Annotated in this window: 13 protein-coding genes; all 13 read right to left on the reverse strand. The window is 44.8% G+C overall.

The window, feature by feature from the left end; genetic code table 11:
• Positions 1-2 precede the first annotated feature (2 nt).
• Complete coding sequence (gene ispD, locus EYQ95_RS03675; protein WP_111914058.1) at positions 3-704, reverse strand: 2-C-methyl-D-erythritol 4-phosphate cytidylyltransferase; 702 nt, start codon at positions 702-704, stop codon at positions 3-5.
• The gene (ftsB, locus tag EYQ95_RS03680; protein ID WP_111914057.1) at positions 701-1,009 is read right to left on the reverse strand and encodes a cell division protein FtsB; all 309 of its coding nucleotides are present in this window, start codon (positions 1,007-1,009) and stop codon (positions 701-703) included. Before ftsB ends, ispD begins: the two co-directional genes overlap by 4 nt.
• Before the next feature lie 48 nt (positions 1,010-1,057).
• Complete coding sequence (locus EYQ95_RS03685; RefSeq protein ID WP_111914056.1) at positions 1,058-1,714, reverse strand: hypothetical protein; 657 nt, start codon at positions 1,712-1,714, stop codon at positions 1,058-1,060.
• Between the two features lie 17 nt (positions 1,715-1,731).
• Positions 1,732-3,024, reverse strand: a complete 1,293-nt coding sequence (gene eno / locus EYQ95_RS03690; RefSeq protein ID WP_111914055.1) for a phosphopyruvate hydratase — start codon at positions 3,022-3,024, stop codon at positions 1,732-1,734.
• A gap of 16 nt (positions 3,025-3,040) precedes the next feature.
• Entirely contained in the window at positions 3,041-4,678 is a 1,638-nt protein-coding gene (locus EYQ95_RS03695) for a CTP synthase (RefSeq protein WP_111914054.1), read from the reverse strand.
• 95 nt (positions 4,679-4,773) lie between these two features.
• A complete protein-coding gene (gene mazG / locus EYQ95_RS03700; protein ID WP_111914053.1) occupies positions 4,774-5,658 on the reverse strand; it encodes a nucleoside triphosphate pyrophosphohydrolase in 885 nt (294 codons plus the stop codon).
• A complete protein-coding gene (gene relA / locus EYQ95_RS03705; RefSeq protein WP_111914052.1) occupies positions 5,627-7,810 on the reverse strand; it encodes a GTP diphosphokinase in 2,184 nt (727 codons plus the stop codon). The genes mazG and relA overlap by 32 nt, the downstream gene beginning before the upstream one ends.
• A gap of 22 nt (positions 7,811-7,832) precedes the next feature.
• The gene (gene acpS / locus EYQ95_RS03710; protein WP_111914051.1) at positions 7,833-8,213 is read right to left on the reverse strand and encodes a holo-ACP synthase; all 381 of its coding nucleotides are present in this window, start codon (positions 8,211-8,213) and stop codon (positions 7,833-7,835) included.
• Positions 8,210-8,941 (reverse strand): pyridoxine 5'-phosphate synthase, encoded by a 732-nt coding sequence (gene pdxJ, locus EYQ95_RS03715; protein ID WP_111914050.1) that lies wholly within the window; start codon positions 8,939-8,941, stop codon positions 8,210-8,212. Before pdxJ ends, acpS begins: the two co-directional genes overlap by 4 nt.
• 12 nt (positions 8,942-8,953) lie before the next feature.
• Complete coding sequence (gene recO, locus EYQ95_RS03720) at positions 8,954-9,640, reverse strand: DNA repair protein RecO (protein WP_111914049.1); 687 nt, start codon at positions 9,638-9,640, stop codon at positions 8,954-8,956.
• Positions 9,640-10,545, reverse strand: coding sequence for a GTPase Era (gene era / locus EYQ95_RS03725; RefSeq protein WP_111914048.1), 906 nt, complete (start codon positions 10,543-10,545; stop codon positions 9,640-9,642). Before era ends, recO begins: the two co-directional genes overlap by 1 nt.
• Positions 10,542-11,249 carry a ribonuclease III gene (rnc, locus tag EYQ95_RS03730; protein WP_207801070.1) on the reverse strand — a complete coding sequence of 236 codons (708 nt, stop codon included), beginning with the start codon at positions 11,247-11,249 and terminating at the stop codon, positions 10,542-10,544. Before rnc ends, era begins: the two co-directional genes overlap by 4 nt.
• The gene (lepB, locus tag EYQ95_RS03735; protein ID WP_111914047.1) at positions 11,246-12,166 is read right to left on the reverse strand and encodes a signal peptidase I; all 921 of its coding nucleotides are present in this window, start codon (positions 12,164-12,166) and stop codon (positions 11,246-11,248) included. The genes rnc and lepB overlap by 4 nt, the downstream gene beginning before the upstream one ends.
• Between the last annotated feature and the right edge of the window lie 13 nt (positions 12,167-12,179).

Here is a 12,179-nt window from a genome sequence, read left to right on the forward strand (position 1 = left end):
CATTAACCTTTGTCTTCGGAGGCCTGCTCTAACAGAGCTCGAACCATAATTAAGTCTTCTCTACACGTTATTTTGCGCAAACTCGCATTGCCCTCGACAACTGCAGGCGTAAGCCCAGCCCACTCCATTGCCGAAGACTCATCAGTCACCGCAACACCACTCTCTAATGCATTACATAGATGAGCTTGCAGGCTTTTTAATTCAAATATCTGTGGAGTTAACGCATGGTAGATGTGTTCTCGATTTAATGTTTTATTCACTAAACCATTCGATACACTTTTCATTGTATCGGTAGCCTTTACACAAACAACCGTACCGTTCTGCGGATCTTGCTCGGCTACCTGGACAGCCTTTAAAATCAACTGAGGCGTAATACCCGGACGAGCTGCGTCATGCACTACAACCAGCGTATTTGTTTCATATTTTTCTGCTACCGCCGCTAACGCATTCAGTACCGATTCCGCTCTAGTTTCACCACCGGTAACTCGCGTTATTCTCGTCTTATCGTCGAACTGAAGCTCATGAAAATATTGGTCATTTTGACTGATAGCAATATAAACACGCTCAATACATTCAGTACCTAGAAGTTGATTCACCGTATGTTCAAGAATAGTGGTATCGAAAAGTGGCAAGTACTGCTTCGGTCGGTCGGCACCCATGCGCGAGCCAACTCCAGCAGCAGGAACTACAGCAACAACACTCACAATGGTGATTCACTCTCTTCGGTAGTTTCGTGTTCACGGGGAATCATACGGAAAAATGTTTCATTCTCACGAATTAAACCGAGCTCGTTGCGAGCACGTTCTTCAACCGCTTCGTGTGCATTCCTTAGGTCTTCAATATCGGCGTACATAAGTTGGTTCCGCTGAGCAACCGTTGCGTTAGCCTCTTGTTGCCTTAAAACCTCTTGTTTAAGCTCACGAATATCACGCGCACCATACTCGCCAAACCAAACGCGATATTGTAAGGCGAGTACAATGAGAACCATAACCAACGTGAGAATACGCATTCCAACATGCCTTTCTTATTATTTGAGTTTATTATGACCTTATTAAACTCAAGAAAAAAGCCCTGCAAGTGGTCCTGTGTTCTGACGGACGCTTTGAAAGTTCGGCCAGTCTAGAAGCGTACTCAGTAACAGCTCTCGCAAAGACAGAGCTACAGGTGGCAATTTACCTTGATGATTCCAACAATGACCGGCAGCAGCTGCTCCCATAATAGTCTTAGTCGGTTTTAATACTGTACAGGTAGCGTCTTCCTCTTGTAGCTGCTCGCCATTAAAGTGGAACCACCCCCAACGATTCAAATGGAACCGCTTTTGTTCATAGTCTATACGGTCGACGGAATCTAGCTTTACAGTAACAACGTCGTTTTGAGATACCCACACAGGAAGTGGTAAACCTGGCGCTACATGCTTATCTATCCAAGTCGCTAATGCTGAACTAGTGGTTTTTTTAGGAGGTTTATTCGACTGCTTCGCCTGCCAGCTGGCGTTTTGAATATCCAGTTTCAACTCGCTAGAGCTATAAATAAGTCCCCAGGCAGCTTTTTGAATATAGAACGGTAAGCTTTTCAATCGACTTTTTATTCTTGCCGGATCAAATGAGCTATAACCTAGGGTTGTAACCTCACGCTCATAAAGCGCACAACACAGCTCGGCAAAAACCTCACTGTGTTGTGTTTGTGAAAAGATATCCGTCTGCATCGTTTGCATCAATATCCGCGAAGGAGTTAACTCGCTGCGCTCACTTCAGCTAAACCACGATACACAGGGCTTTCTAATTCCTGCTCGATACGCAGCAATTGGTTATATTTCGCTACGCGATCAGAGCGGCACAAACTACCTGTTTTAATTTGACCTGCAGCTGTACCTACCGCTAAGTCAGCAATCGTGGCATCCTCAGTTTCACCTGAACGGTGTGAAATAACCGCAGTAAAACCAGCTTCATGCGCCATGCGAATAGCTTCTAATGTTTCCGTTAAACTGCCTATTTGATTAAATTTAATCAAAATAGAGTTGCCTATCTTCTCGTCAATACCGCGTTTTAAAATCTTGGTATTGGTTACAAATAAGTCATCACCCACTAATTGAACGTCTTTACCAAGGCGCTCAGTAAGGTATTTCCATCCGTCCCAATCACTCTCGTCTAAGCCGTCTTCAATTGAAACAATAGGATAACGAGCACACAAACCAGCTAAGTATTCAGAAAACTCTTCAGCGGTGAACGACTTCCCTTCCCCACTTAAGTGGTATTTACCGTCACGGTAAAACTCAGACGCAGCACAATCAAGCGCTAACGTAACGTCTTCACCTAATTGGTAACCTGCATTACTTACAGCTTCAGCAATAACCGCTAGTGCTTCTTCATTTGAAGATAAGTTTGGCGCAAATCCACCTTCGTCACCCACCGCAGTGCTTAAACCACGATTTCTTAAAACTGCTTTTAAGGCATGGAAAATTTCAGCACCTACACGTAAGCCTTCAGTGAAAGACGAAGCACCAACCGGTTGAATCATAAACTCCTGAATATCCACGTTATTGTCCGCATGCTCACCACCGTTCAAAATGTTCATCATAGGCAATGGCATACTGAACTTACCGGCTGTTCCGTTTAAGTCTGAAATATGCTGATACAGAGGCACACCCGCAGAAGATGCTGCAGCTTTAGCCACCGCTAAAGACACCGCTAAAATCGCATTAGCGCCCAGCTTTTCTTTGTTTTCCGTACCGTCAAGCTTCAACATAACTTCGTCGATAGCTTGTTGGTTCATAGCGTCTAAACCCGTTAAAGCAGAAGCTATGGCACCATTAATATTCTCTACCGCATGAAGTACACCTTTGCCTAAATAGCGGCCTGCGTCTTTGTCGCGCAATTCTAATGCTTCACGACTTCCTGTAGACGCACCACTAGGTGCAGCTGCGCGACCAAAACTACCGTCTTCTAACCATACATCAGCTTCAACAGTTGGATTTCCGCGCGAGTCCATAATTTCGCGCCCAACAATCTTTTTAATTTGGCTCATTTTAATCCTCGGTATCTTACTTTTGATTGCGCTTCTGGTATTCGCCAGCAGCTTCAATAAAACTTAAAAACAATGGATGTCCGTCACGCGGCGTTGACGTGAATTCCGGGTGGAACTGTACGGCAACAAACCATGGATGATCAGGAATTTCCAACCCTTCCACGAGTTCTTTATCTGCCGACAATGCTGAGAATCTCAGGCCGTGAGACTCTAGTTGCTCACGGAAATTATTGTTTACTTCGTAACGGTGGCGATGACGTTCATAAATCGAAGGCTTACCGTATATTTCAGCAGCTTGAGAACCTTCCACCAAGTGACATTGCTGAGCACCCAAACGCATAGTTCCACCTAAGTCCGACAATTCGTCTCGACGCTCTTTCACGCCTGACTCGTCCATCCACTCAGTGATCAAGCCAACTACTGGGAACGCAGTCTTGTCATCAAACTCAGTACTATTCGCGCCTTTCATGCCCGCAACATTTCGTGCGTACTCGATAAGCGCCACTTGCATACCTAAACAAATACCTAAATAAGGTATTCCGTTCTCACGTGCATATTGCGCTGCAATAAGCTTACCCTGCACACCTCGGTGTCCAAAGCCGCCGGGTACTAAAATAGCGTCTACGTCTGCTAGTTTCTCAGTACCTTTTGACTCCAAGTCTTGTGCGTCAATATAACGAATATTCACAGTTAGGCGGTTATGCAAACCAGCATGCCCTAACGCTTCATTCACTGATTTATAGGCGTCAGCAAGTTCAATGTATTTACCCACAAAACCAACGGTTACTTCACCGTTAGGATTTGATTCAAGGTATAAAACCTTTTCCCACTCCGTAAGGTCTGCTTCTTCGCAATCAATACCAAAGCGCTGAACAACTAATTCGTCTAAGCCTTGCGACTTCAGAATAGATGGAATTTTATAAATGCTATCTACGTCTTTCAGCGAGATTACTGCGCGCTCTGGAACGTTTGTAAATAACGCAATTTTGGCACGTTCGTTCGCTGGAATTTGGCGATCAGAACGACAAATAAGAATGTCTGGCTGAATACCAATCGAGCGCAACTCTTTAACGGAGTGTTGCGTAGGCTTGGTTTTAACCTCACCCGCAGCTCCTAAGAAAGGTACCAAGGTTAAGTGCAAAAATAACGTGCGTTCACGACCTATTTCAGTCGCAAGCTGACGAATAGCTTCTAGGAAAGGTTGTGATTCAATATCACCAACAGTGCCACCAATTTCAATCAAAGCTACGTCAGAGCCTTCCGACCCTTCAATAATTCTGCGCTTAATTTCATTAGTGATATGAGGAATAACCTGAATGGTCGCACCCAAGAATTCGCCACGTCGTTCGCGTTTAATAATGTCCTCGTAAACACGACCAGTCGTGAAGTTGTTTTTCTTGGTCATGCGCGTTCGAATGAAACGCTCGTAGTGTCCTAGGTCCAAGTCTGTCTCAGCACCATCTTCGGTGACAAACACTTCACCGTGCTGAATAGGACTCATGGTGCCTGGGTCTACGTTAATGTAAGGATCTAGTTTCAAAATGGTGACTTTTAAACCACGTGCTTCAAGAATTGAAGCGAGGGAAGCCGCCGCAATACCTTTCCCTAGCGATGAAACCACGCCGCCAGTTACAAAAATATATTTAGTCGCCATGCATTACCTGCTGCGTCAGGGTGAATGTTAAAACGGAAAAGTAATTTAAGACGGGAAAATAGTATACCCGAGCAAGGCGCTCGCAACAATCTTTATCAGTCGCTTTTCAGCTTTCGTTTCGCTTCTTGCCAGAATTCTTCGAGTTGCTCGAGAGAATACTTAGAAATATCACCCTCTTCCCTGCGCACCGCTTTTTCGACATATTGAAAGCGGTTCATAAATTTCTGATTCGCCAGTTGCAAAGCAGTTTCAGGGTTAACTTTAAGATGACGAGTCAAATTAACTACCGCAAACAGCAGGTCACCTAACTCTTCTTGCAGACGTTCGTGATTTTCAAACGACTCGGTTTGCTCAACGACTTCACGAACTTCTTCAACTTCCTCTAGAATTTTCCCCATCACCGGTTCTGTGCTATCCCAGTCAAAGCCTACTGAAGCGCATCGCTTTTGTATTTTCAGTGCCCTTAACATAGCAGGAAGATTGTTAGGAATATCCGCAAATACACTGGCGTCTTGTTCCTTATTGGCGCGCTCTTGCCGCTTCAAAGCTTCCCACTGCCCTTTAATTTCATCAACTGTGGTTGCTTTGCTCTCCAAAGAGGAACTCTGAGAAAACACATGCGGATGACGGTAAATTAATTTGTCTGCAGCTCTTGCCGCAATGTCGTCAAAGTTATACCAGTTCTTTTCTTGTGTAATTTGGGCATAGAAAATCACTTGGAATAACAAGTCACCGAGCTCTCCCTGAATATCATTTTCGTCGCCTTCAGCAATAGCTGCTGCAACCTCATAAGCTTCCTCGATGGTGTAAGGGATAAGAGATTGCATAGACTGTTGCGTATCCCATGGACACCCTAAATCAGGCGTGCGTAAACAAGACATCACCGCCTTTAAACGGTCAATACCGCGTACGCTAGCGTCTTCCGCTATATTTTTATGAGCCTGAAACTCAGTGTGTTTGGCGTTGAACTTTGAGGACATGTGATACCTGTTGGATTTTTCCGATCAAACGCTGTACATCGTCTTGATGTCGAACTGAAATCATTAGGGTGACAAACACCTGTCCGTCATCGTTATGGTCCGTTGAAACACTGTCTACATTAAGTTTTTCGTGACTTAAGATGCTGGTGATGTCATGCAATAAACCTGGGCGATCCAGCGCTTGAATATTCAAAGCAACAGAGAACGATTGATGGCTTTTACCTACCCATTCAACGTCAATACCTCGACCAGGGTGCTTATCGAGCAACTGCATGAGCTGCTCACAATCTTTGCGATGCACCGAAACACCGCGCCCTTGCGTAATAAAGCCCTCTATAGGCTCCCCAGGCAAGGGTTGGCAACACTTCGCAAAGTTCATCATTAAGTTACCAATACCCGCGACTTGAACACCTTCTTTCGATTTCTTTTTACTCGGTGCACGCTTTTTCTGCGTAAGCTTATTAAGAGCCTCTTCTTCATCTTCTGGGTCTTGGGTTAAGAAGTTCACAACTTGATAAAGTCGAACGTCGCCCGCCCCTACGGCTACGAGTAAATCGTCAAGCGTTGTCATATTAAAACGGGCTACAGCCTCATTGACATCGGATAGGGTTTTGTTGTGTTTCGCTAATGCTTGCTCTAATAACTCTCGCCCCTGGGCAAGATATTGTTCTCTATCGTGTTTTTTGAAGTAGGTATGAACTTTACTTCTCGCGCGGCTAGAAGCTAGATAACCTAATGCAGGGTTCATCCAGTCACGCTTAGGCTGAGGCTCCTTTTGAGTTAGAATCTCAACTCTTTCAGCATTTTGTAGTTGGTACGTAAAAGGCACAATTCTGCCATCTACTTTTGCCCCAATGCAGCGGTGTCCTACTTGGCTATGGATATAATAAGCAAAGTCGAGCGGCGTTGATCCCGCTGGCATGTCAATGACGTCGCCTTTTGGCGTGAATACATAAACCCGGTCTTCAAACACTTGGCTGCGAATTTCTTGTACTAACTCTTCGTTCTCAGCCATATCTTCATGCCAAGCGAGAAGCTTACGCAGCCATGCTATTTTCTCTTCATAGCCATGAGCTTTACCGGTTACCTGACCTTCCTTATACATCCAATGCGCGGCTACACCTAACTCCGCATCGTCATGCATTTCGTGGCTACGAATTTGAATCTCAACTACTTTCTGTTCAGGACCAACAACTACGGTGTGAATCGACTGATACCCATTCGCTTTAGGTGTTGCTACGTAGTCGTCAAATTCACTCGCTAGGTGACGCCACTTGGTATGCACCACACCTAATGCAGCGTAACAATCTTTTAAACTGTTGGTTATGATACGAACTGCACGAATGTCGAATAATTCGTCAAACTCGAGCTTCTTCTTCTGCATTTTCTTGTAAATACTAAAGATATGCTTAGGGCGACCATATACCTGAGCATCTACATCGTGTTTTTTTAACGCCTCTTGTAGGTCGTCAACAAACTGAGTGATATAGGTTTCTCGTTGTGTTCGCTTTTCATCGAGTTGTTTGGCAATTTGCTTATATACGTCAGGGTGCAAAAAACGGAACGCTAAATCTTCCAGTTCCCATTTAAGCTGACCTATTCCTAAGCGGTTAGCTAACGGAGCATAAATTTCGCTACATTCTTTTGCGGTAAGCACCCGTTCTTCTTCGTCCGCATTTTTAACTACGCGAAGCTGACAAATACGTTCTGCGAGTTTAATAAGTACTGCGCGTACATCTTCCACCATCGCCAACAGCATGCGGCGAACAACATCAATCTGAGTGTCGCTAGGCTTACCGCGTCTAAAATGCTGTAACTCGGAAATGCTCTGCATTTGGTGCACGGTGCTTGCTAGTTTAGCTACATCGGATGGACAGAGCTTCAATAACTGCTCTTCGGTGATAACACCTTGGTCGTAATAAGGGACACAAAGGGCCGCTAACAAACCTTGGCGCTCTAAATTGAGTTCAGCAAGAATAACCACCATCTCTCTTGCTTTAAATGTGAGCGAGGTATTTTTATTGGCGTAAGGGGAAAGTACGCTGTCGAGCTTTGCTAGGTCTTCTCTTACAGACTTGTCTTCTATCGAGGCGAGCCAATCGACGTTTTTATCTAGTAATTTATCGACGTGCAGTTCTCTAACTTGCACCATGGCTAAACCTCACTACAACTTTTTACGCTTGCTCCGCAATTACAAATGCAACTGCAAAATCTGTCTCATCACTAATACTCAAATGAAACTGTGTTGCTTGCAAGTCTTTTGCTCGAATTTCTGCCTGCCCCGTCAATTTTATGAGGGGCTGGCCCTCTTTAGTATGGGATATGGTAATGTCCTGCCACGACATTCCTTTTGCTAATCCGGTTCCGAGCGCTTTAAGGCATGCCTCCTTCGCCGCAAACCTTTTAGCAATGAAACGTTCCGGGTCACGTACCTCAGTCATTTCCTCAAGTTCGTGAGGCGTTAAAATACGTTCAGCAAAAGATGACTGACGCTCATACGCCGACTTAATTCTGGCTACTGCAACAATATCAGTTCCAACACCTTTAACGCTCACACTTTCCTCGCTTCAATGAGTAGGTCTTTCATTTCGCGAACTGCTCCGGCTAAACCGCTAAATACTGACTTGGCAATAATCGCGTGTCCAATATTAAGCTCGTAAAGTTCTGGAATTTGCGCGATAGCACGGGTGTTATGGTAATGAAGGCCGTGTCCAGCATTAACTACTAAACCAAGCTGATGCGCGTCTCTGGCGCCAGTTTGAATACGGCGAAGTTCTTTTTGTTGCTCCTCGCCCGAGGTTTCCGCGTAATGGCCTGTATGCAACTCGATATACGGTGCATTCACTTCTTTCGCAGCTTCAATTTGACGCTTATCGGCATCAATAAACAGCGACACCAGAATACCCGCTTCCGACAAGCGAGCGACTACGTCACGTGTACGCTCTAGTTGTCCATATACGTCTAAACCACCTTCAGTTGTTAATTCTTCCCGCTTTTCAGGAACTAAACACACAAAAGCAGGCTTGGTTTTACAGGCGATATCAACCATTTCATCGGTCATTGCCATTTCCAGATTCATTCTGGTTTGAATGGTTTCAGCTAGAAGTACTACGTCTCTATCTTTAATATGTCGGCGATCTTCACGTAAATGAATAGTAATACCGTCAGCACCATTCTGCTCTGCAATAGCAGCCGCATAAACAGGATCAGGGTATGCAACACCACGCGCATTACGCAACGTTGCTATATGGTCGATGTTCACGCCTAATTTAACTTCTTCCATTACGCTCCACTCTTAATTTTGTGGTTTAAATAGGTTTCGGCTATGTAGCGGCTTGCTACCCAAATAAGGTTGCAATGCCCAACGCATAAGCTGTTTATATCTACGCAATTGATTCTCATCACTAAATTCAAATTTAGCCAACGCCTGAATTTCCTCACCGGAAAAGTCATTTGCATCTGTAGCACCCATAATTTCGACGAAGCCAACTTCGGGTACAAACCTGTAATAACCGCTGGGCTTAATAGGCTCTTGTGTTTCCGCATCCGATTGCCAAGAGAAATCTAAGTCTAAGTGTTCTAGCACACACCATTCAAATTTGCGCAGAACTACTTCTAACATGACTTGCTCATGCAGAAGTTGCAACGTTGAAAGGTAATCTTGGAACAGTGTTTCTTGAACATATTGCTCTGGCAATAACCTTTGCAATAGTTCATTTAAATAGAAACCACTATATAGGTACGTGCCACTTAGCTTAAAGTTCTTCGAAATTTCAGCACGCGTTAAGGTTTTAAGTTCGCCTCGCCCAGTAAGGTCGAAGTCGAGCACTTGGAATGGTTCCAATACACCACGCCAAGGAGACTTAGGGCGCTTAGCGCCCTTTGCTACAGCACGAACCTTGCCAAGAGTATCGGAGAAAATTTCAACAATGAAGCCAGTTTCTTGAAACGGCCAACGGTGCAAAATAACACCTCGAGGCATTATTCCTCTCCATACCCCAAACTACGCAGTGCTCGCTCGTCGTCGGCCCAACCAGATTTAACCTTCACCCATAATTGCAGGTTCACTTGGTTCTGTAGCAAGCGCTCTATATCTCTGCGCGCGTCCTGACCAACCATCTTTAATTTACTGCCTTTATTACCAATAACCATGCGTTTTTGGCCTTCGCGTTCCACCAAAATTAGTGCATGGATTAAAATAACGCCCGACGCTTGTTCATTAAACTTTTCGATTTCTACCGTTGTTGAGTATGGTAATTCATCACCGGTGTAGCGCATCAACTTCTCACGAACGGTTTCTGCCACCATAAAACGAACAGAACGGTCTGTTACGTAATCTTCCGGGAAGAAGTGCATACCTTCGCGAAGGAACCTTCTTACAATCGCTTTCAACTGAGGAATATGATCTGGCGTTTTCGCACTCATCGGCAAAATATCAACAAAGTCAAAACGCTTGCTCAGTGCTGCAATATGAGGAAGTAACTCATCCTTTTTCTTAATTTGATCAATTTTATTGATAATTAGGGCAACAGGACGTTTTGCTTGCTGTAACTTTTCAAGCACCATTTCGTCATCGCTAGTCCACTTCGTGCCTTCAACCACAAACAATGCAAGCTCTACGTCGCCAATAGAACTACTGGCAGCTCTGTTCATTAATCGGTTTATAGCGCGTTTCTCGTCCTGATGTAATCCAGGCGTGTCTACATAAACGGTTTGGTAAGGCCCTTCCGTGTCGATACCGATAATTCGGTGACGGGTAGTCTGCGCTTTCTTAGAGGTAATACTGATTTTCTGACCAAGCAATTGGTTTAGTAATGTTGATTTACCTACATTAGGGCGACCAACAATCGCTATAAACCCATTGTATGTTTTTTCTTGTTCGGTCATTTCAGCTCTCCGTTCGCGATTTTCGCTTCAATTGCCGCATAAGCTTTAGACGCTGCGTCTTGCTCTGCTTTTCTTCTCGACGTACCTTGGCCTACAAGCTTGTTCTCAATAGGTTGAATAGAGCAAGAAACGGTAAATTTTTGATTGTGGGCCTTGCCACTTGTCGACTCAATCACATAGTCAGGTAAGTCAAACTGTCTCGACTGCAGCCACTCTTGCAGTCTAGTTTTTGGATCTTTATGGCTCTGACCTGGCTGAATTTTCTCGAGGCGCTCACGGTACCAAGACAAAACAATCGATTTACAAACGTCCAAACCACTGTCTAAATACATGCCGCCGATTAAGGCTTCCACCACATCTGACAATGTCGACTCTCTGCGGAAGCCGCCGCTTTTTAATTCCCCAGGGCCAAGGTTGAGGTATTCACTAAGATTAAATTCCTTAGCTATCTTCGCCAGCATCGGACCACAAACGAGCGACGCTCGCATACGGCTTAAGTCGCCCTCGTCTGTTTTCGGAAACTTCTGGTACAACGCCTCAGCAATAAAAAAGCCTAATAACGAGTCACCTAAAAACTCTAGTCTTTCGTAATGCACTGGGCCTGCGCTTCTGTGCGTTAAAGCCTCGTACAATAAATCTTTATTCTTAAAGGTATAGCCGATTGCGCTAGAAAGTACATTCAACTGGATGGTTGAGAGCTTCAATCGATTCTCCCCAAACGTTCAAAACGAATGCCGGTAGGAACCCAACCCGGCAACTTAGAGTCTGGCGCGTGATCAAATTCTAAACTCAACCACACAAACACCGCTCGGCCCACTAAGTTTTCTTGTGGCACGAATCCCCAAAAGCGGCTATCTCTAGAGTTGTCTCTGTTGTCACCAATGGCGAAATAATGCCCTTCTGGCACAATCCATTCGCCTCGGCGTGTACCTGGTTGGTTATAAAAGCCGCCTAACTGCGAACCTGCGGCAGGGTTAAGAAGCACGTTGTAATCTGCATCACCATGCGACTCATTAAAGGTTCGTAACGGTACGCGGCCTTGAAAATACTCACCTTCAGCGACAAAGTTTTGCTCTATTTCTACCTGATTCTCGCCTAAACACTCGGGAGCACACGCCTTCTCCACGTAAAACTTCTTGTCACGGTAAACAATCTTGTCTCCCGGCAAACCAATAATACGCTTTATATAATCGATATCCGGCTCTAAAGGGTATTTAAATACGGCTACGTCGCCATGCTCTGGAAGCCCGGTAGAGAAGATTTCATGACGGGTTAATGGCTCTCGAACACCGTAGCGGAATTTCTCCACCAGAATAAAGTCACCTACCAATAAAGTAGGCATCATAGAACCTGACGGAATTCTAAAAGGCTCATACACGAACGAGCGCATAATAAGAATAAACGCGATAATTGGAAAAGCAGAACGTGAAAACTCTACGATGCCCGGCTCAGGCGCCACAGCTCTGGCGTCGTCTTCTGAAAGTTTATGTCCGGTTTGCTCTTCAACGTTAGCAACTGCTTGTTGTCTTTTAGGCTTCAAAAAATAGTGGTCGAATAGCCACACAAGCCCGGTCAAAGCAGTCACTAAAACAAGGATCAGAGAAAAATAAAAAGTCGTCATTCAACAGGCTCCC

It is taken from the genome of Lysobacter sp. N42, assembly GCF_004344885.1.